We start from the raw sequence: 21659 nt of genomic DNA on the forward strand, positions 1-21659 counted from the left end.
CAGCCAGGAAGCGGAGTTCAGAGTGCCCACGCCACGCCAGTTCAGCCAAAAGACCAGCACCAGCAACATGCTACGGCTCAAAACAAGCAGCGCCAATGCCCAGGCGCCCTATCGGGTCGACTTTATCCTGCTCGAACACTTCTCGATGGCCAGTTTCACGGTGGCCATGGACGTACTGGTCACGGCCAACCTGCTACGTGCCGACAGCTTCCGGTTCACCCCGCTGTCGCTGGACGGCGACCGGGTGCTCAGCGACCTGGGACTGGAACTGGTAGCCACCGAGCTGTCCGCTGCGGCGCTGAAGGAGCTGGACCTGTTGGTGGTCTGCGGCGGCTTGCGCACACCACTCAAGTACCCGGAACTCGATCGCCTGCTGAACGATTGCGCGGCCCACGGCATGGCCTTGGGCGGCTTGTGGAACGGCGCCTGGTTCCTTGGCCGTGCCGGGGTGCTGGACGACTACGGTTGCAGCATCCACCCCGAGCAACGTGCCAGCCTGTCGGAGCGCAGCCCGCAAACCCGCATCACCCCGGCCAGCTTTACCCTCGACCGTGACCGCCTCAGCGCTGCCAGCCCCAATGGCGCCATGGAGCTGATGCTGGGCCTGGTACGCCGGCTGTATGGTGATGGCCTGGCCGAAGGCGTCGAGGAAATCCTGTCATTCTCCGGTGCGCGCTACCGCCAGGTGGGTCCTGGGGCGAAGAAGTCCATGAGCCTGCACCTGCGCACCATTGTCGAGCTGATGGAGAACAACCTCGAGGAAACCCTCAGCCTCGACCAGTTGGCCGCCTACAGCGGGCGCTCGCGGCGGCAGATCGACCGCCTGTTCCAGGCCCAGCTGGGCACGTCGCCCCGGCGCTATTACATGGAGCTGCGCATCACCAAGAGCCGCCGGCTGCTGCAGTATTCCGACCTGTCGGTGATGGAAGTGGCAGTGGCCTGCGGGTTTGTCTCGGTGTCGCACTTCAGCAAGTGCTATGCGGCGTATTTCGGCTACCCGCCATCGCGCGAGCAACGGCTGGGCGAGTGACCGAGGCCCTTTGAGCCAGCCCAGGCGCTCGAGCAATCTCAGGTACGAGGTTCGAGCTGGATATACCGCAATACCGCATCACAGATCATGGCTTTGTGGCGCAGCTTTACCTGCTCATCAGACAGGTCGATCTGGAAGATCTCGCCAAAGGTATGGCGGTTCGACACCCGGTAGAAGCAGAACGAGCTCATCAGCATGTGCAGGTCGATGACCTCGATGCCGGCGCGGAACACGCCTTCCTGAACGCCACGGCGCAGGGTGTTGCCCAGGGCCTCCAGCACCAGGCTGCTCATTTCGCGAATGGCCGGCGACTGCTTGACGTACTCGCCATAGTGGATGTTTTCGGTGCAGATGATGCGCACGAAATCGACGTTGCGGTCATGGTGATCGAAGGTGAACTCCACCAGCCGGCGGATCGCCTGCTCAGCCGGTAACGACTCCAGGTCCAGGCTCTGTTCGGTCTTGCGGATATCCCCGTACAACTTCACCAGGCACTCGCAATACAGCTGCTCCTTGCTGCCGAAGTAGTAGTAGATCATGCGCTTGGAAGTGGCGGTGCGTTCGGCGATGGCGTCGACGCGGGCGCCGGCCAACCCTTGCTGAACGAACTCGTTGATGGCGGCCTGGAGGATGTCCTCGCGTGTTTTCTCAGGGTTGTTCTTGCGCGTTTTGCGCACCCCTTCGGTTTCAGGCTGGCCGAGGCCGACTACGGAATCACTCATACCCACTCACAGGCTGTTTATTGGAATGCCGGGATTATCCGTTAGCGCGGCCATGCAGGGAAGCACGCTGTTGGTCGGGTAGCCATGATGCCTTGGGCTCGAGCAGCGCGGTCAGCCTGCAGGCACTGATCATCAGCCAGGCGCACAGTCAGTTACGCTGGGCAGTCGCGGGCGCCGGCGCGGGCGTCAGGCGCAGCACGCGGTTACGCCCACCTTCAGCGAGCAGATAACCCCCGATACCATCGGCGATGATCGCCTGCGGAGCCTTGAGGAAAGTCAGCACCGTTTGCTGGCTGCCATCGGCATCGATGCGCAGCAGGCGCGCACGGTGTGTGTTGTCCTCGCTGATCCATAAGCCACGTTGATCACAATACAAGAATGTAGGGTTACGCAGACCGTCGACCACCACCGGGTCGCTGCCATCGTCGGACAGGGAGCGGACCCTGCCATTGGCCTTTTCGGTGTACAGCAGGCGGCCGTCGCTGCAGCGGGTCAGGCCTTCGGTTTCGGTCAGGCCGGACCGCAGTACATCCAGCTGCCCGCTGCTCCAGTCATAGCGCATCAGGCGACCATTGCCCTTGCGGTCTTCGATGGCATAAAGATAGTTGCCTTCGTTCCAGAGGCCTTGCACGCTCTCGCCGTCGAACAGCCGGGTGACCTGGCCATCGCGGGACAGGCTGACAGGTGCCAGGCCACCTTCCTGGCTGAACACCCAGCCGCCCTGCGCCGCGACCATACCGTCGGGCTTGGACAGGTTATCGATCAGCACAACGCGCTCGCCCGTAGCCGTGATCTTGAGGATGCTGCCCCGGCCGTCATCCAGTTCACGGCTGACCAGCAGGCTGCCATCCGTTTGCGGTAACAGCGAGGCGGCTTTGGTTACGTCGCGATGCAACACCTCAACATCCCAGCCGGTAGCGGCCTGAACCGGGTAGAAACTCTGCCACGCGAAGAAGCCCAAGGTGGCCGCGAGCAGGCCGGAGGTGGCAGTCAAGGCGATGCGGGCGCTGCGCTTGCGCAGGATGTGCGGCATGAAGGGGGCTCCTCGGAATCGTTGCGGATCCTAGCAAGCGAATGTGAAAAAAATGTCGAAAGCTGCACAAACGGGTGCTGCAGGACCCGCCGATCTCAGCCCATGGCGCCTCCAACAACGATAGGCACCCCGCTACTAAAAACAAAATGATATAAAAATAACTAAACAATCTAACAAACTGGAATATATAAATTGAAAGCCAAACGCCACCTCCTTAGTCTGGGCAGATCGCCTCTCACCCGATTCAAGGAGCAATGCCCATGCCCAAACATGCCTTCTCCCCATTACGCCGTCTGCTGATCGGCGGTTTACTGGCCAGCGTCGCCAGCGCCCTGCTGCCCTGGTCCGAAGCCATTGCCGACGACGCCAGGACACTGCGCATCGGCTACCAGAAATTCAACAGCATCAACATCCTCAAAGGCAGCGGCGCCCTGGAGAAGGCCCTGGCACCGCAAGGTGTGAAGGTCAGCTGGCATGAGTTCGCCGCAGGCCCCCAGCTCCTGGAGGCACTGAGCACCGGCGCCATCGACCTCGGCCACGCAGCCGATGCCCCCTCGGTGTTCGCCCAGGCCGCCGGCAAGCCTGTGGTCTACCTGGCCGCCGAACAACCCTACCCACGCGGCATTGGCCTGGTCGTGCGCGAGCAGGACCACCTGGCCAGTGTGCAGGACCTGAAAGGCAAGCGCGTGGCCACCGGCCGCGGCTGGAATGCCCAATACCTGCTGGCCGTAGCCCTGCAGCAGGCTGGCCTCAGTTACAACGACATTACCCCCGCCTACGTCAACAATGCCGCCGATGCCGTGGCCGCCCTGCAATCGGGCAGTGTGCAGGCCGTGACCCTTTGGGACCCGTTCCTCGCCGCCGCAGAAAGCCAGCCAGGGTTGAAAAACCTGCGCGACGGCAGCGGCCTGTCCAACAACCGCACCTTCTACCTGTCCACAGCCCGCTATGCCGACCAGCACCGTGCACTGCTGAAAACCTTCTTTGCCGAGCTGGGCAAGGTCAGCCAGTGGGCCAACGCCAAGCCCGCCGAAGTGGCCGCGCTGCTGGCACCGCAGCTGGGGATCAGCACCCAGGTGCTGGAAGTGGCCAGCGAACGGCGCAACTACAACGCCGTCGCTATCACCCCGCAGATCGTTGCCGAACAACAGAAGCTGGCGGACACCTTCCAGGGCCTGGGCCTGATTCCACGCAAGCTACAGGTGGCCGAAGCGGTCTACCCGGCTTCCGTGTTGCCTTGAACGGAGCGCGCTGACCATGCCTCGCCCGATCCGCTTCAACGCCTTCAGCATGAACGCTGCCAGCCACCAGTCCCCTGGGCTGTGGCGCCATCCGCGCAACACCAGTGTGGCGTTCAACCGCCTGAGTTACTGGACCGACCTGGCCCGCCTGCTCGAGCGCGGCCTGTTCGACGCCCTGTTCATCGCCGATGTGCTGGGTATCTACGACGTCTATCAAGGCAGCCCGCAAGCCGCCCTGCGCGGTGGCGTGCAGGTGCCGGTCAATGATCCGCTGCTGCTGGTGCCGGCGATGGCCGGGGTGACCGAGCACCTGGGTTTCGGTGTCACCTTTTCGCTGACCTACGAACACCCCTACCCCTTCGCCCGGCGCATGTCCACGCTCGACCACCTGAGCAATGGCCGGGTCGGCTGGAACATCGTCACCGGGTATCTGGACAGCGCTGCGCGCAACCTCGGCCTGGCGCGTCAACTGGGCCACGACCAACGCTACGACCTGGCCGAGGAATACCTGCAAGTGCTGTACAAACTGTGGGAGAAAAGCTGGGACGACGACGCCGTGCTGCTGGAGCGTGAAAGCGGGCGCTATATCGAACCCTCGCGGGTACACCCGATCAACCATGTGGGCGAGCACTTCCAGGTGCCCGGCATGCACCTGTGCCAGCCGTCGCCGCAACGCACCCCGGTGTTGTTCCAGGCCGGTGCGTCGGCACGCGGCCAGCAGTTTGCAGCACGGCATGCCGAATGCGTGTTCATCAGCGGGCCAACGCCGACGGTGTTGCGCCGCTACGCCGACGGCATCCGCCAGGCCTGCGAAGCGGCCGGGCGTGGCCGTGACGAAGTGCTGATCTACGCCCAGGCGCTGTTGATCGTCGCCCCCACGCGGGAAGAGGCCGAGGCCCGCTTTAACGACTATCGCCGCTATGTCGACCTGGACGCTGCCCTGGCGCTGCTGTCAGGCTGGACCGGTATCGACTTTGCCGGCCTCGACCCCGATGCACCGATCGAGTACGTCGAGAACGATGCTGGCCGTGCTGCCCTGGCAGCCTTTACCGCCGCCGACCCCACTCGCCGCTGGACCGTACGCGAAGCCGCCGAGTTCGTTGGCCTGGGCGGTCGCGGCCCCGTGCTGATCGGCGCTGCCAGCGAGGTGGCCGACCAGCTGGAAACCTGGCTGGACCATACCGGCATCGACGGTTTCAACCTGACCTACGCCGTGCAACCGGACGACCTGGCCAATGTGGTCGACCTGCTGGTGCCCGAGCTGCAACGGCGCGGACGCTACCCGCTGAGGTACACCGAGGGCCCCTTGCGCCACAAGCTGTTCGGCCGCGGCGGCCAGCTGCCCGAACGGCACGTTGGGCGTCAGGTCAGCATTCAGTGATCAAATACCGGGTATTCCAACATTTAATTTGTGGATGGCACGCACTCGACCCTATTCTGTGGCCACATCCCCTGCGCCGCACCGGCCGGTGCGGTTCAAGGCATGGGGAGAGAACAACAAGTCGAGATCGTCCATGTCGAACCATTCGTACTTCGCCCCCCACGGTGGGCACCCGGCTCAAACCGAGCTGCTGACTGACCGTGCCATGTTCACCGAAGCCTATGCCGTCATCCCTAAAGGCGTGATGCGTGACATCGTCACCAGCCACCTGCCCTTTTGGGACAAGATGCGCATGTGGGTCATCGCCCGCCCGCTGACCGGTTTTGCCGAAACGTTCTCCCAGTACATCGTCGAACTGGCCCCGGAAGGCGGCAGCGAGCGCCCTGAGCTGGACGCCGATGCGGAAGCCGTGGTGTTCATCGTCGAAGGCGAACTGGACATCACCGTCGAAGGCAAACACCACACCCTGGTACCTGGCGGCTACGCCTTCCTGGCCCCGGGCGCCGAGTGGAGCCTGCGTAACAACAGCAAGTCCAACGTCACCTTCCACTGGCTGCGCAAGCACTACCAGAAGGTTGAAGGCCTGGACGTACCGGAATCCTTCGTCACCCACCGCGACAACGCCACCGTCATCGAGATGCCGGGCACCGAAGGCCGCTGGAAAACCACCCGCTTTGTCGACATGGCCGACATGCGCCACGACATGCACGTGAACATCGTCACCTTCCAGCCGGGCGGTGTGATTCCGTTCGCAGAAACCCACGTGATGGAACACGGCCTGTATGTGCTGGAAGGCAAGGCAGTGTACCGTCTGAACCAGGACTGGGTCGAAGTGGAAGCCGGCGACTTCATGTGGCTGCGTGCCTTCTGCCCGCAAGCCTGCTACGCCGGCGGCCCAGGCAACTTCAGCTACCTGCTGTACAAGGACGTGAACCGTCACGTACACCTGACGCTGAACCCTAAGCGCTAAGCCCAGGCTGATGCCCGCAAGCCCGCCAACCTGGCGGGCTTTCTGTTTGCCGCGCATACTGAAATACCCACCCCTGCAGGGTACCGGCCATGAACCGCTGCCTGCTGCTCGCGGCCTTGCTGCTGTGCGCCTCTGCCCCGGCCACCGATGACTGGCACCTGGCCTACGACCGCGAAGGCATTCGCGTGTACCTGAAAGATGCAGGCGACTCGCCCTACCAGCAGTTTCGTGGTGTCAGCACCATGAAAGCCAGCGTGCGCACGCTCACTGACCTGCAGGATAACCTGCGGGTGGCCTGCAAGTGGCTGTACGCCTGTGACCAGATGCGGCTGCTGGATGTGGAGGGTGACAACACCTGGGTGTACCTGACCACTCAGCTGCCTTGGCCGGCGAGGCCACGGGACATTGTGCTTAAAGTGACCAGCGAACGCCTGGTCGACGGTACCCTGGTGCGCCACCTGAGCGCCGATCCCGATAGGATCCCCAGGGTTGACGGCCTGATCCGGGTAGAGCACCTGAGTGGCGTGTGGCAGATGAGACCGCTGGGTGACCGCGTGACCGAGGTGACCTACCAGTTGCAGGCCGCCCCTGCCGGGGATGTGCCGGGGTGGCTGGCCAACCGGTTTGTAGTGGATACACCGGTGGTGACGTTGCGTACGTTGCGAGCGGTGGCTGAGCGCCAACCTTGAAGTGCCGCCAGGCCGCAGACCGACTGCAGCAGGGCCAGCAGCTTTTTATGCAATACCCCTCTCTGGCTCAGCGGTCACATCTTGTAGGTCGACAGCAGGATGCTGGTCTCGGTGTTCTCGATATGCGGGATCGAGCGGATGGCGTTCAGCGCCCGGTCGAACGCTTCGAGGGTGTCGGCGCGCAGCTCTGCCATCAGGTCCCAGCGGCCATTGGTGGTGTGGATGGCCACCACATTGGGATGCCCGCGCAGCGCGTGCTTGACCTCTGCGGCATGGTGGCCGCTGATGCCGATGCTGGTGATTGCCCGCACCCCCTGGTCCAGCGCATCGGAGCGCAAACGTACCGTGTAACCGATGATCACACCCTGCTCTTCAAGCCGGGTGATGCGGTTATGCACCGTTGCCCTGGCCACCTTCAGCTTTTTTGCCAGGGTCAGCACAGGGGTACGTGCGTTGTCCCGCAACAGTGCAATCAGTTCCCGATCGATCGTGTCCATAAGCCTGCCAAATAATCAGATTGCTACGTTGGGTTGGCAGATTGTCCAGAAGCCTGACGAAACTGACAACCTGTATGCTTCCGATTGGCGCAACCTGTCATCAAAATGTTCATGCGGCTTCACTTCGATAATCTCAAGCGCTTACCCCGCACTGCTGGGCAAGCGCACAATAACAAGGTGCAAGAGCATGACGTATTTCATTGATGTTCCAACCATGTCGGACTTGGTGCATGACATTGGCGTAGCGCCGTTTATTGGCGAGCTTGCCGCTGCCCTGCGGGACGATTTCAAACGCTGGCAGGCGTTTGACAAGTCCGCGCGCGTTGCCAACCACTCGGAAGTGGGCGTGATCGAACTGATGCCGGTCGCCGACAAAAGCCGCTATGCCTTCAAATACGTCAACGGCCACCCGGCCAATACTGCACGCAACCTGCATACGGTGATGGCCTTCGGTGTACTGGCCGATGTCGACTCCGGTTACCCGGTGCTGCTGTCCGAACTGACCATCGCCACCGCCCTGCGCACCGCAGCGACTTCGCTGATGGCAGCCCAGGCACTGGCCCGCCCGAACGCGCGCAAGATGGCGCTGATCGGCAACGGCGCGCAAAGCGAATTCCAGGCCCTGGCCTTCCACAAGCACCTGGGCATCGAAGAAATCGTCGCCTACGACACCGACCCGCTGGCCACCGCCAAGCTTATCGCCAACCTCAAGGAATACAGCGGCTTGACCATCCGCCGAGCCAGCTCGGTAGCCGAGGCAGTGAAAGGCGTGGACATCATCACCACAGTGACGGCCGACAAGGCCTACGCCACCATCATTACCCCCGACATGCTGGAGCCCGGTATGCACCTGAACGCCGTGGGCGGTGACTGCCCAGGCAAAACCGAGCTGCACGCCGATGTGCTGCGCAACGCGCGGGTGTTCGTCGAGTACGAACCACAAACCCGTATCGAAGGTGAGATCCAGCAGTTGCCGGCGGACTTTCCGGTGGTCGACCTGTGGCGCGTGCTGCGCGGCGAAACCGAGGGCCGCCAAAGCGACAGCCAGGTCACTGTATTCGATTCGGTGGGCTTCGCCCTCGAAGACTACACCGTACTACGGTACGTACTACAGCAAGCCGAAAAGCGCGGGATGGGTGCCAAGATCGACCTGGTGCCGTGGGTTGAGGACGACCCGAAAGACCTGTTCAGCCACACCCGAGGCCGCGCTGGCAAAAGGCGCATCCGACGGGTTGCCTGACATTGAATCGGTTTAGTCGAACGTGTGGGAGCAGGCATGCCCGCTAAGCAGGCTGCACGGTGCATGGCACGGGCTTAGCCCGTGCTCGCCGGAAAAGCCCACAGTGATCGCACTGGCGTTGGGTCGTGTGCAAGCGCATTTCCCACTGACCGTCAGATCCCACCGCCCGCCAGCAACTGCGTCATCACCTCAGCCAACGCCTTGACCATCACATCCGCCGTCGGCCGGTGCACGATGACGATCTCATAGCTGTCGACCTCCGGCAGCCCTTGCCCGGCCCCCAGCACCCTGTGCTCGCCGGTGGCCGCCCTGGGTGGCAGCAGGCTGATACCCATGCCATCGGCGACCGCAGCCTGGATGCCACTGAGGCTGGAACTGGTAAAGCTGATGCGCCAGCGCCGCCCCATGCCTTCGATGGCGTTGATCATGTCCTCGCGGTACAGGCCGCGTGGCGGAAAGGTGACCAACGGGATCGGGTCCAGCTCGAAGGCAGGCGTATGTGCGCTGTCGATCCACTGCAGACGCTCTGGCCAACAGGCCACGCCCTCACGGCTGTTGCGCCGCTGCTTGAGCAGCACCAGGTCAAGTTCGCCATTGTCATAGGCCTGGCTCAGGTCACGGCACAAGCCGCTGGTCACTTCGAGCTTCACCTGTGGGTGCAGCCGGCTGAATGCCGACAGCGCATTGGTGGTACGCCCGCCCACGAAGTCCTCGGGCACACCAAGCCGTACCGTGGTGCCCACCATCGCCCCGGCCAGGGCTTCAAGCATCTGATCGTTCAGGGCCAGCATGTGCCGGGCATAGCCGAGCAAGGTCTGCCCGGCGTCGGTCGGCAGCACATCACGGTTGCCTCGCACCAGCAGGCGGTGGCCAACCATGTCTTCCAGGCGGCGCACTTTCTGGCTGATCGTCGACTGGGTCGAATGCAGCCGCGCGGCAGCGGTGGTGAAGCTGCCGCAGTCGGCCACCACGACAATGGCGCGCAGCAGGTCGAGGTCGAACAGAGCCCTATTCGATTTCACGCTGATAGACATCTAGATATTCAACGACTGAATGGCAAGTCTGCGTTCTATCACGGCTAGTCACCGAGGGCCACTCCTTCCCGCCGAGGATCGGCACCGCCTGACCAACCCTCGCCGCTGCGCTGGATGATCTGCATGCCGCTGGTCATGGTCATCGGTGTCACCTCATGGCCCCAGGCTGCCAACTGGCGGATCAGCGCCGGGCTGCTCAGCCCTGCTTCCACTTCGGTGCCGGCATTGCGGCTGCCGAAGTTGGGCAGGCCCGCGGCCTGTTGCGGGTCGAGCTGCCAATCCAGCAGGCCGACCAGTGCCTTGTTCACGTAACCGATGATTTGCGAACCACCCGGCGAACCGACGCTCGCGACAAACTCGCCCGTGGCACGCGAGAACACCAATGTCGGCGCCATGGCCGACAGCGGCCGTTTGCCCGGCTGCACCCGATTGGCCACAGGCTTGCCGTGCTCGTGGGGGATGAACGAGAAGTCGGTCAGCTGATTGTTGAGCAGGAAGCCCTTGACCATCAGGTGCGAGCCAAATGCGGCCTCCACCGAGGTGGTCATGGCCAGGGCCTGGCCGCTGTCATCCACCGCACTGAGGTGAGAGGTGGAGATGCGCAGTGGCGAGCGGTCGGGCGCAAGTGCCAGGTCCGCTCCTTGCGGCTGGCCCGGGCGGGCGCGCTTCATGCTGTGCTCGCCGATCAGCGCCGCGCGGCTGGCCAGATAAGCAGAATCGGTCAGGGCCTTGACCGGGACGGGCACGTAGTCGTTGTCGGCCAGGTACTGAGCGCGGTCGGCGTAGGCCAGGCGCTCGGCCTCGGCGATCAGGTGCACGGCCAAGGGCGGGGCTTCCAGGCGGGCCGGGGACGAGGTGACCAGCGGTCGCAGCGCTGCCAGGTCGCGTTGCGGCGCGGTGCGCTGCACGGCTTCGAGCAGGCCCAAGGTCTGCAGCACAGTCACCCCACCCGAGGAGGGTGGCGGCATGCCGCATATTTGCCAGGCCTTGTAGGGACCGCACAACGGCTCGCGCTCCTTGGCCTGGTACTGCTGCAAGTCCTGCAGCGACAGATACCCGGCATTGGCATGGCCACGCACCGTGGCGACGATGGCTTCGGCAATTTCACCGCTGTAGAACACCTCGGGCCCCTGTGCGGCGATCTGCTCCAAGGTATGGGCCAACTCAGGGTTGCGCAGGATCGTACCCACGGCCAACGGCCTACCCTGTTCATCCAGGAAGTAACGGGCCATTGCGGGTGAACGGGCAATGTAGGGGTCCCCGGCCAGTAGCGTGTGCAGGCGCTCGGAAACCGCGAAGCCGTTGCGTGCCAAGGCGATGGCCGGGGCGAACAGGTCGTGCCAGGGCAACTTGCCGTGCTGCTCGTGGGCCTGTTTCAGGGCACGCAGCACCCCGGGCACGCCCACCGAACGCCCACCGATCTGCGCCACCCGGAACGGCATGGGTGTGCCATCGGCTTGCAGGAACAGTTTTTCCGTCACCGCCGCAGGTGCTGCCTCACGCCCGTCGAATGCCTGCACGCGCTTGCCATCCCAGTACAGGATGAACGCCCCGCCACCGATCCCACTGGACTGCGGCTCGACCAGTGTCAGCACCATTTGCATGGCGATGGCGGCGTCAATCGCACTGCCGCCGGCACGCAACATCGCCCGCCCCGCTTCACTGGCCAGCGGGTTGGCTGCGGCAACCATGTGCCGGCTGGCGTGCACCGGCTGCAAACCGCTGCGGTAGCCGGAGGCCAGTTCCGGTGGCGTGGGCAATACCTGGTCGGCACCGGCCCAGTTACTGGTAACCAGCAGGCACAAAGCGCCGATCAGCGGGGTGGGATATTTCATCGTCATGCATCCTGCCATCACCTATTCAGCGAAGCACTGTCGGTCATACGCAGTCTCGACTTCAAGCCTTGGTGTAATTACCGGCAAGCCATTCGCTGACCAATGCAGCCCTTGCTCTCTGCATGAGTGCCAGGTTTGCACAATGACAGATCAGGTCACTTCTTCGAACGGCAGCCCCACATAGTTCTCGGCAATGTTCACCAGCCCCGCCGGCGAGGTCAGGAAGTACTCGCGGTCAGCTTCCTGCATCTTCTGGTCCCAGGCATCCTTGTGGCTACCGAAATCATGCAGCAGTTGGGTCATGAACCAGCTGAAGCGCTCGCCCTTCCACACGCGGCGCAGGGCCAGCGGCGAGTATTGCGCAAGCAGGTCGACGCGCCCTTCGTGGTACACCTTGACCAGAATGCGGTACAGGTAGTTGACGTCCGAGGCCGCCAGGTTAAGGCCTTTGGCACCCGTAGGGGGGACGATGTGCGCCGCGTCACCCACCAGGAACAGGTGACCATACTGCATGGGTTCGACCACCAGGCTACGCAGTGGCGCAATACTTTTTTCCAACGCGGGGCCTGTGACCAGGTCCGCCGCCACCTCGGCGGGCAAACGGGCTTTCAGTTCGTCCCAGAAACGCTCGTCAGACCACTCCTCGACCCGATCCTGCAAAGGTACCTGCAGGTAGTAGCGGCTGCGTGTTTGCGAGCGTTGGCTACACAACGCGAAACCGCGCGCATGGTGGGCGTAGATCAGCTCGTGATTGACCGGCGGTGTGTCCGACAGCAGCCCCAGCCAGCCAAACGGGTAAACCCGTTCATACTGCTTCAGCACACCCTCCGGGATGCTCTGCCGCGAGATGCCGTGGAAGCCGTCGCAGCCGGCGATATAGTCGCAGTCAACCCGCTGCACCCGGCCATCCTTTTCGAACGTCAGGTAGGGCTTCTCGCCTTTCAATTCATGCGGCTGAACGTTGGCGGCTGAATAGATGATCGGCGCACCACTGGCTTCACGGGCCTGCATCAGGTCACGGGTGACCTCGGTCTGGCCGTAGACCATCACCGTCTTGCCACCGGTCAGCGCCTTGAGGTCCAGGCGTTGACGGCGCCCGCCAACCAGCAGCTCGACCCCCTCGTGCACCAGGCCTTCACGGTCCATGCGCTCGGCCACGCCGGCCTCGCGCAGCAGGTCGACCGTGCCTTGCTCCAGCACCCCGGCGCGGATGCGGCCTAGTACGTACTCGGCGGTCTGGCGTTCGACGATGATGTTATCGATACCGGCCTTGTGCAGCAGCTGGCCCAGCAGCAGGCCAGACGGACCTGCACCAATAATTGCAACCTGAGTTTTCATTGTTGTTGTCTCTGTTCGGACGATACCGGCCCGGGACTGGCAGCGGGGCGGCATCTGCTGTTAGGGTTTGCCATTGCATTTTTACTGGCAGAAAACGCCGTTTAAGTGTGCTATTCCATAAAAAACCTGCACTTTTACGAAAAGCGTTCGATTAACGGACAGGCCAACCCAGATGAAATCCACCCTCCCCGGCGTCCCGTTGTTCAAGCTGTATGGCGAAAATCAGGCCTGGCCCGGCACCGACCTGCTGCACTGCGAGTCGATCCCGGCACGCAGCCGCCTGCATCACTGGGAGATCAAGCCGCACCAGCATGCCGAGCTGTTCCAGCTGCTGTATGTACAGCGTGGCCAGGCGCAGGTGGAGATCGAGGGCGTGCGCAGTGCCATCGGCGAAGCGGCGATCCAGGTCGTGCCACCGATGACCGTGCATGGCTTTCGCTTCAGCGCCGATATCCAGGGCTATGTCCTGACCTTTGGTACTGCCCTTGTAGCGAACCTGGAACAGCGCCTGGGCGCGCCACTGACGGTGCTGGCCCAGCCTGCGTGTTATCCGTTGGGCCATGACCGCGTGCACCTGCGCAGCCTGGTCGACACCTTGCAGCGGGAGTACCAAGGCAATGCCCCGGCACGCGCCGCGATGCTGGAAGCGTTGGTGACCGCGCTGATGGTGTGGATCAGCCGCCGTCAGCAGCAAGGGCAGGCACCGCGTAACCGTGATGAACGTGACCGCCTGTTGCTGGGGCAATACTTGCGCTTGGTCGAAGCGCATTACCGCGAGCATCTGTCGGTTGAAGACTTTGCCGCGCGGCTGAATATTCCGAGTTTGCAACTGAACCAGCTGTGCCGGGCACTGAGCGGTCAGACTGCATTGCAGGTGGTGCACCAGCGGTTGTTGCTGGAGGCGCGACGCAACCTTATTTACACGCGGATGAGCATTGGGCAGTTGTCGGATAGCCTGGGGTTTACCGACCCGACCTACTTCGCCCGGTGGTTCAAGCGCTTGAGTGGGCAAACGCCCAATGCGTATCGCAGATCAGGGTTGTCGGAATAATCCTTGGCGGCCTCTTCTTGACGTATACGTCATCCTGCCCTCAGGATATCCGCATACCCCACGCCGAGCCCGAGCATGAGCACTCAGACCTACAGCATCTCCGACCTGTCCCGCGAACTGGACATCACCACCCGCGCTATCCGCTTCTACGAAGAACAGGGCCTGCTCAGCCCTGAGCGTCGTGGCCTGGAACGTATCTACTCACCGCGCGACAAGGTCAGCCTGAAGCTCATCCTGCGCGGCAAGCGCATTGGCTTTTCCCTGGCCGAGTGCCGCGAGTTGATCGAACTGTACGACCCCACCAGCGGCAACCTCAAACAGCTCAACAGCATGCTGGCGAAGATCGCCGAGCGCCGCGCCCAGCTGGAGCAGCAGATGCTGGACATTCACCAGATGCAACTGGAACTGGACACCGCCCAGGAGCGCTGCGAACAAGCCCTGGCCGCCACCCTGAACAACAAAGACAACCGCTGAACGCCACAGGAAACCCGCCATGTCCTTGCCCAAACACGTCCGCCTGGTCGAAGTCGGCCCCCGCGACGGCCTGCAGAACGAAGCCCAGCCCATCAGCGTCGCCGACAAGGTACGCCTGGTCAACGACCTCACCGAAGCGGGCCTGGCCTATATAGAAGTGGGCAGTTTCGTGTCCCCCAAGTGGGTGCCACAGATGGCCGGCTCTGCCGAGGTATTCGCCGGCATCCAGCAGCGCCCCGGTGTGACGTATGCCGCACTGGCGCCGAACCTGCGCGGTTTCGAGGACGCCCTGGCTGCCGGGGTCAAGGAAGTAGCGGTGTTCGCTGCCGCCTCCGAAGCGTTCTCGCAACGCAACATCAATTGTTCGATCAGCGAAAGCCTCAAGCGCTTCGAACCCATCATGGACGCTGCGCGCAGCCACGGCGTGCGCGTGCGCGGGTATGTGTCATGTGTGCTTGGCTGCCCTTATGAGGGCAAGGTCAGCGCCGAGCAGGTGGCCCCGGTGGCCCGCGCCCTGCACGACATGGGCTGCTACGAGGTCTCGCTGGGTGACACCATTGGCACCGGCACCGCAGGCGACACCCGACGCCTGTTCGAGGTGGTGTCGGCCCTGGTACCGCGCGAGCAGTTGGCCGGACACTTCCATGACACTTACGGCCAGGCCTTGGCCAACGTCTATGCCAGCCTGCTCGAGGGCATCAGCGTATTCGACAGCTCGGTAGCCGGGCTGGGCGGCTGCCCTTACGCCAAGGGTGCTACCGGCAATATCGCCAGTGAAGACGTTGTGTACCTGCTGCAGGGGCTTGGCATTGAAACCGGCATCGACCTGGGCCGGCTGATAGCCGCCGGCCAGCGCATCAGCGGCGTGCTGGGCCGCGACAACGGGTCGCGGGTAGCACGGGCGTGCAGCGCACAATAGGTCACACCGGTGTCACATTGGTGTGGGTGAAGTGTTACCTCCCGCACATTTCACAGCAAAAAATCGGGTAACAGGGAAACAAATCGGCAGAATTTCAGGCTGGGCGGTGTCGACCAAAATTCTTAAATCATTGATTTTAAAGGGTTTTTAAAAGTTGGCACGCACCCTGCTATATCTCTGGTACAAGAACAAAAAAAACGCGATACCCAATAAAAACAACAGGTAACGGCTCTGACATAACAAGAACAACACGGCAGAGGCGTAGCAAGCAGATTTTTTTGGAGTCGACACGCTTTTCAGGGGTTCGCCCCGCGGTCTGGCACAGAACAATAAAACTACCTCAAGGTAGCGGCAGCCAGGTTCGGATCAGCAATGATGAAAGCAGGTCAGCGCTCAAAAAAATACGTTTGCTCTTGACCCCGCATGGGGGTCGCCCGCAACACCAGGACAAGCCGACAAAAACAACAAAAGGCCGGTCCCAATAATAAAAAAAGAGCAGGCAACAACGCTTTGAGGGGAGCTTCGGCTCCCCTCAGTGCTTCCTGCCCTCTTCCTCCTTCTGCTTCTCCTCATTCTGTCCTTCGACCTTCTCCACCAGCAACGGCATCGTGCCCAGTACCAGCAGGGCCAGTACCGTGCTGATCAGCGCCGTGGCTTCGCGCCCCATGCCAGCCGCCGTGCCAATGGCAGCCGTCATCCATAGCCCGGCAGCGGTCGTCAGGCCCTTCACATGGCTGGTGTCCTGGCCGTTACCCTTCAGAATGGTACCCGCACCGAGAAAACCGATACCGGCAACGATGCCCTGGATCACCCGACTGAGTGCCTGTTCATCGGCCCCCGCCATACTGGGCGCCAGCACGAACAGGGCAGCCCCCAGCGACACCAGCATGTGGGTACGCACCCCGGCAGACTTGCCCTTGTGTTCGCGCTCGAAGCCCAGTACTGCGCCGAGCACAGCAGCCATCAGCAAGCGCACAAGGATTTGCGTGACCTCGCGCTCATCGGTGACATCGGCGAATTCCGCCTGGATTGCTTGCCAGATGACATCCATCGCAGTTGTGTCCCCTGCTTGAGCTTCATGAATCCGCCCGCCACGTCAGCAGGCCTGCCCTCTGCAAGGTTGACCGTCACACGTACTGCAAAGTGCCGCTCAGCTTGCTGATGCAGCAACTGGCCCCTGACCGCGGTCCACCCTGTAATCACCCCGGGAGGACCCCACCATGCCCATTGAAATCGACGAAACCACCCGCCGCTGCACACTGATCGGCGAAGGCCTGCGCATCGAGGGCGAAGGCCCGGATATCGAGATCATCACCGACGAACAGTTGCGCATGTCGGTGGCCATACTGGCCGGCCAACGCGTGCCCATTACCGAAACCGAGGCCGATGCACTGACCGTGGCGGGTGCGGTGGATAGCCGCAGGCATCTGAAGGCCAGCGCGCCAGGCTCGGTGATATGAGGCCTGGCGGGGCCATGCGGCAAATCTGATATGGTTTTTATCGTAAAATCTGAACCTGTGCTGATAACAGCTTCAGCGCCATAGTGCTCATGCCTGATCGAGGCCTGATGAGCACCGAACCATGAACGATAGAATCCCTTTTACAGAGATCGCCACCGCCCCAGCCAGCATCCAAGCGCGACGCACCGACAGCGGCATCCAGACCCGCAGCTTTACCGGGCTTTACCGTAACCTGCGCATCGGCTTTGCCGGCGCCCTGTTCGTGCTGTTCTTCGGCACGGCCTGGCTTAACTGGAACGGCCGCCAGGCCGTGCTGTGGGACCTGGGAAACAGCAAGTTCCACATCTTCGGCGCCACCTTCTGGCCCCAGGACTTCATCCTGCTGTCGGCGCTGCTGATCATCTGTGCCTTTGGCCTGTTCGCCATCACCGTCTACGCCGGGCGCGTCTGGTGCGGTTACAGTTGCCCACAAAGCACCTGGACCTGGCTATTCATGTGGTGCGAAAAGGTTACCGAGGGGGACCGCAACCAGCGCATCAAGCTGGCCGCGGCGCCCTGGAGCCTGAACAAACTGGCCCGTCGCACGCTCAAGCACAGCCTGTGGTTGGCCATTGGCGTGCTCACGGGGCTGACCTTCGTCGGCTACTTCACCCCGATCCGGCCACTGGCCGCAGAATTGCTCACCTTGCAACTGGGCGGTGTGGCACTGTTCTGGGTGCTGTTCTTCACGGCCGCTACCTACATCAATGCCGGCCTGCTGCGTGAAGCGGTGTGCCTGCACATGTGCCCGTATGCGCGCTTCCAGAGCGTGATGTTCGACAAGGACACCCTGGCGGTCGCTTACGACCCGCGTCGTGGCGAAGCCCGTGGTCCGCGCAAAAAAGGCAGTGATGTCGGTGCCCAGGGACTGGGTGACTGCATCGATTGCACCCTGTGCGTGCAGGTGTGCCCCACCGGCATCGACATCCGTGATGGCTTGCAGATGGCTTGCATCGGCTGTGCCGCGTGCATCGACGCCTGTGACGGGGTAATGGACAAGATGGGTTACGCCCGCGGCCTGATTGGCTACAAGTCCGAACACAGCCTGCAAGGCGGTACCACGCACTGGCTGCGTCCGCGCCTGTTGGGCTACGCTGCCGCACTGCTGGTCATGATCGGGGCACTGGTGGTGGCCCTGCAGATGCGCCCGATGGTATCGCTGGATGTGATCAAGGACCGCGGCCTGTTCCGTGAAAACGCCCAAGGCCAGATCGAGAACATTTACCTGCTCAAGGTCATCAACAAGACCGAACGTACCCAGCACTATCAATTGCGCCTGCTGGACGCTGACGGTTTCACCCTGCAGGGCAGTAGCGCACTGGTCATCCCTGCTGGCGAAATGAGCGAACTGCCGGTGTCGGTGGCGATGCTCGCCGAGCGCCCGACCAGCAGCTCGCAGACACTGAGCTTTGAAATCAGCGAGCGTGACGACCCCGCTATCCGCAGCGTGGCGCACAGTCGCTTCGTCGCCCCCATGAACCGCTGATCCCTTACACTCACGCCACCTTGCCTGCCAGGCTGGACAGAAGGCCAGAATGAAACGCTACGAACGCTTCGCCGATGATATTGCCGAACTGATCCGCTCCGGGGTGCTGGGCCCCGGCCAGCGCGTGCCGTCCGTACGCTACGCCAGCCAGACCCACGGGGTCAGCCCGTCTACCGTGTTCCAGGCCTATTACCTGCTGGAACGCCGCGGGCTGATCCGCGCCCGGCCGCGCTCCGGGTATTTCGTCAACGCCCACGTGCCGCGTCAGTTCAGCGAGCCGCAGGCGCTGCAGCCGGTGAGCGAGTCTACCGATGTCGACGTCAGCGCCTTGGTATTTTCGATCCTCGACTCGATCAAGGACCCCAACACCATTGCCTTCGGCTCAGCCTTTCCCAGCCCTGAGCTGTTCCCGCTGCAACGCCTGTCCCGCTCACTGGCCAGTGCCAGCCGCAGCATGGACCCGCGCATGGTGGTGACCGATCTGTCCCCCGGCAACCCGCAGCTGCGCCGGCAGATCGCCCTGCGCTACATGGTCGGTGGGCTGATGCTGCCGATGGAAGAGCTGCTGATCACCAACGGCGCACTGGAGGCCCTGAACCTGTGCCTGCAGGCCGTGACCCAGCCGGGCGACCTGGTCGCCATCGAGGCCCCCGCCTTCTATGCCTGCCTGCAGGTGCTGGAGCGGCTCAAGCTCAAGGCCGTGGAAATCCCCGTGCACCCACGCGAGGGCATGGACCTGGGGGTGCTGGCGCAGACCCTGGAAAAGCACCCGGTAAAGGCCGTGTGGTGCATGACCAACTTCCAGAACCCGGTGGGTGCAAGCATGCCGGAGGCCAAGAAACAGGCCCTGGTGGAGTTGCTGGCGCGCCATCAGGTGCCGTTGATCGAAGACGATGTATACGCCGAGCTGTACTACTCGCAACAGGCGCCCAAACCCGCCAAGGCCTTCGACACTCAGGGCCTGGTCATGCACTGCGGCTCGTTCGCCAAAAGCCTGGCACCGGGCTATCGCATTGGCTGGGTGGCCGCCGGGCGCTTTGCGCAGAAGATCGAGCGGTTGAAACTGATGACCTCCCTGTGTGCCTCCATGCCGGCCCAGGCGGCCATCGCCGACTACCTGCAACACGGCGGCTACGACCGCCACCTGCGCAAGCTGCGCTACGCGCTGGAGGGCCAGCAGGCCAACATGCTGGCAGCCATCGCCCGCCACTTCCCGGCGCAGACACGGGTCAGCCAGCCTTCCGGCGGCTACTTCCTGTGGCTGGAACTGCCCGAGCAGATGGACGCCCTCAAGCTGTTCCACATGGCCCTGGCCCAAGGCATCAGCATCGCCCCTGGGCCGATCTTTTCGCCCACCCGACGCTTTGGCAATTGCATCCGCCTGAACTACGGCAGCCCCTGGCATGACGGCGCCGAACAGGCCATGGAGACCCTCGGGCGGATCATTCGCTCGTTCTGATAGCGAGGGGCCCGAGGGGCGACTATAGTTGCTCGATCCGATCATCAGGCCTTCGTCATGCAGCCAGATACGCTTGCGTCCTTTGCCCAGTTGCAAGCGCGTGTCGCAGAACTGGAAGCACGCCTGGCAGAGCGCGAAGACAGCGTCCAGGCGCATGACAGGCTGCTTGGAGAACTGCTCGACAACAGCCCGGCCAACGTGTTTGCTGCCGACCGCAGGATGCGCCTGTTGGCCATCAACCGCACGGCGCGCGAAACCTTCGAACGTTACCGAGGCTTCGTGCCGCAGATTGGCGACTACGTACCCCAGTTCCTGACCGATCAACCCGACATCATGGGCCGCCTCGCCCCGATATGGCCGCGCATACTGGCAGGGGAAGCGTTCATCGACACCGTCACCTTCGGGCTGGACGACGCACCACGCCACTACGAAATTCGCTACCACCCGTGGCTCGATGCTCAGCAGCGAATTCAGGGCGGCTACCTGTTCGCCTATGACATCACGCAGCGCGTGACCGAACAGGAACGCCTGCAGCGGGCCGAAGAAGCACTGCGCCAGGCGCAGAAGATGGAGGCGGTCGGCCAGTTGACCGGCGGGATTGCCCATGATTTCAACAACCTGCTGGCCAGCATCCTTGGCGCCCTGGAACTGGCCGGGCAACGTCTGGTGCAGCAACGCCTGGCGGACACCGCGCAGCTGCTTGAACTCAGCCGGCACAACGCCCAACGCGCCGCAGCCTTGGTGCAGCGCTTGCTGGCATTCTCACGGCAGCAGACGCTGGTCCCGCAACGGGTCGATGTGCAGCAACTGGTGGCCGGTATGCACGACCTGATCAGCAGCTCCACCGGCCCCTATGTCGACTACCACGACCAGACACATGCCGGACTATGGCCTATCCGAATAGACGCACAGCAACTGGAAAACGCGCTGCTCAACCTGTGCATCAACGCCCGTGACGCCATGCCGCTTGGCGGCACCTTGAGCATCGGTTGCGCCAATGTCGACGTGCAAGGCGCCGAAGCCAGACAGCGGGGCCTGGCCACTGGCCAGTTTCTGCGTATCCGCGTTGAAGACACCGGCATGGGCATGTCCAAAGCAGTGATGCAGCGCGCCCTTGAGCCCTTCTTCACCACCAAGCCGCTCGGCCAGGGCACTGGCCTTGGGCTGTCGATGGTCTACGGCTTTGTGCGGCAATCCGGTGGCCAGCTGGTCATCGATAGCACGCCTGGCCAGGGTACGGCCATCAACCTGTATCTCCCCTGCGATGAAAGCATCGCCGCCGCTTCACCCAGCCCCCACGTCGAGGGGCCTGCGCCTGCGGCCTCGCTTCAGCAGCGCGCGTGCAGGGTGATGCTGGTGGAAGACGAGCCGGCCCTGCGCCTGGTCATGCTGGAGGTATTGATAGATCAGGGCCATGAAGTTCAGGCATTCGAAGATGGCCGGCAGGCATACAAGGCCTTGCGGGAAGCCCCTGCACCGGACTTGCTGATCACCGATGTCGGCCTGCCTGGGGGTATCGATGGCTACCAACTCGCGGACGCCTGTCGAAGTATTGCCCCCCATGCAGCGGTGCTGCTGATCACAGGCTATGACCTTGCGCACAGTACGGCAAAAGTGCGGCCCGACCGGCGCACCGAACTGCTGGCCAAGCCATTCGATCTTCAAGCACTTGCCCAGGCGCTTGAACGGCTGCTGGGGAGCACCGCCCAGTCACCCTGAGTGGCTATTCGCCTGCAGGTGAACACGTTAAAGTCAGGACTT

20 protein-coding genes are annotated in these 21659 nt (G+C 62.8%); 13 read left to right on the plus strand and 7 right to left on the minus strand.

Features of this window, described 5'->3' with window-relative positions:
- Positions 1–22: 22 nt before the first annotated feature.
- On the plus strand, positions 23–1030 hold the full coding sequence (locus REH59_RS17120) for a GlxA family transcriptional regulator (protein WP_014590744.1): 1008 nt from the start codon (positions 23–25) through the stop codon (positions 1028–1030).
- A 38-nt stretch (positions 1031–1068) separates the two neighbouring features.
- On the opposite strand, the gene REH59_RS17125 is transcribed toward REH59_RS17120, so the two are convergent.
- Together REH59_RS17125 and REH59_RS17130 are read right to left on the minus strand one after the other, a co-directional pair.
- The gene (locus REH59_RS17125; protein WP_003247872.1) at positions 1069–1752 is read right to left on the minus strand and encodes a TetR/AcrR family transcriptional regulator; all 684 of its coding nucleotides are present in this window, start codon (positions 1750–1752) and stop codon (positions 1069–1071) included.
- Between the two features lie 148 nt (positions 1753–1900).
- Complete coding sequence (locus REH59_RS17130) at positions 1901–2785, minus strand: hypothetical protein (RefSeq protein WP_014859021.1); 885 nt, start codon at positions 2783–2785, stop codon at positions 1901–1903.
- Positions 2786–3045: 260 nt separating this feature from the next.
- Between REH59_RS17130 and REH59_RS17135 the strand changes: the two genes are divergently transcribed.
- From REH59_RS17135 to REH59_RS17150, 4 genes are all read left to right on the plus strand, one after another.
- Positions 3046–4026: an aliphatic sulfonate ABC transporter substrate-binding protein gene (locus REH59_RS17135; protein WP_014859022.1), complete on the plus strand. Its 981-nt coding sequence runs from the start codon at positions 3046–3048 to the stop codon at positions 4024–4026.
- Between the two features lie 16 nt (positions 4027–4042).
- A complete protein-coding gene (locus REH59_RS17140; protein ID WP_014859023.1) occupies positions 4043–5407 on the plus strand; it encodes an LLM class flavin-dependent oxidoreductase in 1365 nt (454 codons plus the stop codon).
- A 133-nt stretch (positions 5408–5540) separates the two neighbouring features.
- Positions 5541–6377, plus strand: coding sequence for a bifunctional allantoicase/(S)-ureidoglycine aminohydrolase (locus tag REH59_RS17145; protein WP_003247865.1), 837 nt, complete (start codon positions 5541–5543; stop codon positions 6375–6377).
- 89 nt (positions 6378–6466) lie between these two features.
- Positions 6467–7066 (plus strand): START domain-containing protein, encoded by a 600-nt coding sequence (locus tag REH59_RS17150; protein ID WP_014859024.1) that lies wholly within the window; start codon positions 6467–6469, stop codon positions 7064–7066.
- A gap of 74 nt (positions 7067–7140) precedes the next feature.
- Here REH59_RS17150 and REH59_RS17155 read toward each other — a convergent pair whose 3' ends face one another.
- Entirely contained in the window at positions 7141–7563 is a 423-nt protein-coding gene (locus tag REH59_RS17155) for an Lrp/AsnC family transcriptional regulator (RefSeq protein ID WP_010954389.1), read from the minus strand.
- A gap of 187 nt (positions 7564–7750) precedes the next feature.
- On the opposite strand from REH59_RS17155, the gene REH59_RS17160 reads away from it, so the two are divergent.
- Entirely contained in the window at positions 7751–8803 is a 1053-nt protein-coding gene (locus tag REH59_RS17160) for an ornithine cyclodeaminase (protein WP_320450331.1), read from the plus strand.
- Positions 8804–8955: 152 nt separating this feature from the next.
- Here the strand turns inward: REH59_RS17160 and REH59_RS17165 are convergent, their stop codons facing one another.
- The 3 genes from REH59_RS17165 to pobA all read right to left on the minus strand — a co-directional run bounded on the left by REH59_RS17165 (position 8956) and on the right by pobA (position 13010).
- A complete protein-coding gene (locus tag REH59_RS17165) occupies positions 8956–9837 on the minus strand; it encodes a LysR substrate-binding domain-containing protein (RefSeq protein ID WP_003247855.1) in 882 nt (293 codons plus the stop codon).
- A 44-nt stretch (positions 9838–9881) separates the two neighbouring features.
- A complete protein-coding gene (gene ggt / locus REH59_RS17170) occupies positions 9882–11672 on the minus strand; it encodes a gamma-glutamyltransferase (RefSeq protein WP_014859027.1) in 1791 nt (596 codons plus the stop codon).
- A gap of 150 nt (positions 11673–11822) precedes the next feature.
- Positions 11823–13010 carry a 4-hydroxybenzoate 3-monooxygenase gene (gene pobA / locus REH59_RS17175; protein WP_014753390.1) on the minus strand — a complete coding sequence of 396 codons (1188 nt, stop codon included), beginning with the start codon at positions 13008–13010 and terminating at the stop codon, positions 11823–11825.
- A gap of 172 nt (positions 13011–13182) precedes the next feature.
- Here pobA and REH59_RS17180 point away from each other — a divergent pair, with 172 nt between their 5' ends.
- From REH59_RS17180 to REH59_RS17190, 3 genes are all read left to right on the plus strand, one after another.
- Complete coding sequence (locus REH59_RS17180; RefSeq protein WP_003247849.1) at positions 13183–14061, plus strand: helix-turn-helix domain-containing protein; 879 nt, start codon at positions 13183–13185, stop codon at positions 14059–14061.
- Between the two features lie 75 nt (positions 14062–14136).
- Positions 14137–14535 carry a MerR family transcriptional regulator gene (locus REH59_RS17185; RefSeq protein ID WP_003247847.1) on the plus strand — a complete coding sequence of 133 codons (399 nt, stop codon included), beginning with the start codon at positions 14137–14139 and terminating at the stop codon, positions 14533–14535.
- 19 nt (positions 14536–14554) lie between these two features.
- On the plus strand, positions 14555–15454 hold the full coding sequence (locus tag REH59_RS17190; RefSeq protein WP_014859028.1) for a hydroxymethylglutaryl-CoA lyase: 900 nt from the start codon (positions 14555–14557) through the stop codon (positions 15452–15454).
- Positions 15455–15986: 532 nt separating this feature from the next.
- Here the strand turns inward: REH59_RS17190 and REH59_RS17195 are convergent.
- The gene (locus REH59_RS17195; protein WP_012052114.1) at positions 15987–16505 is read right to left on the minus strand and encodes an MgtC/SapB family protein; all 519 of its coding nucleotides are present in this window, start codon (positions 16503–16505) and stop codon (positions 15987–15989) included.
- 169 nt (positions 16506–16674) lie between these two features.
- On the opposite strand from REH59_RS17195, the gene REH59_RS17200 reads away from it, so the two are divergent.
- From REH59_RS17200 to REH59_RS17215, 4 genes are all read left to right on the plus strand, one after another.
- Positions 16675–16914 carry a DUF3203 family protein gene (locus REH59_RS17200; protein ID WP_003247835.1) on the plus strand — a complete coding sequence of 80 codons (240 nt, stop codon included), beginning with the start codon at positions 16675–16677 and terminating at the stop codon, positions 16912–16914.
- 121 nt (positions 16915–17035) lie between these two features.
- The gene (gene ccoG / locus REH59_RS17205; RefSeq protein WP_012052113.1) at positions 17036–18439 is read left to right on the plus strand and encodes a cytochrome c oxidase accessory protein CcoG; all 1404 of its coding nucleotides are present in this window, start codon (positions 17036–17038) and stop codon (positions 18437–18439) included.
- Between the two features lie 49 nt (positions 18440–18488).
- Positions 18489–19898, plus strand: a complete 1410-nt coding sequence (gene mapR / locus REH59_RS17210; protein ID WP_003247831.1) for a GntR family transcriptional regulator MpaR — start codon at positions 18489–18491, stop codon at positions 19896–19898.
- Positions 19899–19955: 57 nt separating this feature from the next.
- Positions 19956–21617 carry a PAS domain-containing sensor histidine kinase gene (locus REH59_RS17215; protein WP_014859029.1) on the plus strand — a complete coding sequence of 554 codons (1662 nt, stop codon included), beginning with the start codon at positions 19956–19958 and terminating at the stop codon, positions 21615–21617.
- Positions 21618–21659: the final 42 nt, after the last annotated feature.

The sequence above is a fragment of the Pseudomonas sp. BO3-4 genome, assembly GCF_034044115.1.
In the GTDB taxonomy this organism is placed as follows: Bacteria; Pseudomonadota; Gammaproteobacteria; order Pseudomonadales; family Pseudomonadaceae; genus Aquipseudomonas; species Aquipseudomonas alloputida.

Coding starts and splice junctions, on each gene's coding strand:
- REH59_RS17155 (WP_010954389.1), bottom strand. CDS start 7,563: ATGGACACGATCGATCGGGAACTGATTGCACTGTTGCGGGACAACGCA.
- REH59_RS17160 (WP_320450331.1), top strand. CDS start 7,751: ATGACGTATTTCATTGATGTTCCAACCATGTCGGACTTGGTGCATGAC.
- REH59_RS17135 (WP_014859022.1), top strand. CDS start 3,046: ATGCCCAAACATGCCTTCTCCCCATTACGCCGTCTGCTGATCGGCGGT.
- REH59_RS17130 (WP_014859021.1), bottom strand. CDS start 2,785: ATGCCGCACATCCTGCGCAAGCGCAGCGCCCGCATCGCCTTGACTGCC.
- REH59_RS17195 (WP_012052114.1), bottom strand. CDS start 16,505: ATGGATGTCATCTGGCAAGCAATCCAGGCGGAATTCGCCGATGTCACC.
- REH59_RS17150 (WP_014859024.1), top strand. CDS start 6,467: ATGAACCGCTGCCTGCTGCTCGCGGCCTTGCTGCTGTGCGCCTCTGCC.
- REH59_RS17165 (WP_003247855.1), bottom strand. CDS start 9,837: ATGTCTATCAGCGTGAAATCGAATAGGGCTCTGTTCGACCTCGACCTG.
- REH59_RS17190 (WP_014859028.1), top strand. CDS start 14,555: ATGTCCTTGCCCAAACACGTCCGCCTGGTCGAAGTCGGCCCCCGCGAC.
- ggt (WP_014859027.1), bottom strand. CDS start 11,672: ATGAAATATCCCACCCCGCTGATCGGCGCTTTGTGCCTGCTGGTTACC.
- REH59_RS17200 (WP_003247835.1), top strand. CDS start 16,675: ATGCCCATTGAAATCGACGAAACCACCCGCCGCTGCACACTGATCGGC.
- REH59_RS17125 (WP_003247872.1), bottom strand. CDS start 1,752: ATGAGTGATTCCGTAGTCGGCCTCGGCCAGCCTGAAACCGAAGGGGTG.
- ccoG (WP_012052113.1), top strand. CDS start 17,036: ATGAACGATAGAATCCCTTTTACAGAGATCGCCACCGCCCCAGCCAGC.
- pobA (WP_014753390.1), bottom strand. CDS start 13,010: ATGAAAACTCAGGTTGCAATTATTGGTGCAGGTCCGTCTGGCCTGCTG.
- REH59_RS17185 (WP_003247847.1), top strand. CDS start 14,137: ATGAGCACTCAGACCTACAGCATCTCCGACCTGTCCCGCGAACTGGAC.
- REH59_RS17140 (WP_014859023.1), top strand. CDS start 4,043: ATGCCTCGCCCGATCCGCTTCAACGCCTTCAGCATGAACGCTGCCAGC.
- REH59_RS17145 (WP_003247865.1), top strand. CDS start 5,541: ATGTCGAACCATTCGTACTTCGCCCCCCACGGTGGGCACCCGGCTCAA.
- REH59_RS17180 (WP_003247849.1), top strand. CDS start 13,183: ATGAAATCCACCCTCCCCGGCGTCCCGTTGTTCAAGCTGTATGGCGAA.
- mapR (WP_003247831.1), top strand. CDS start 18,489: ATGAAACGCTACGAACGCTTCGCCGATGATATTGCCGAACTGATCCGC.
- REH59_RS17215 (WP_014859029.1), top strand. CDS start 19,956: ATGCAGCCAGATACGCTTGCGTCCTTTGCCCAGTTGCAAGCGCGTGTC.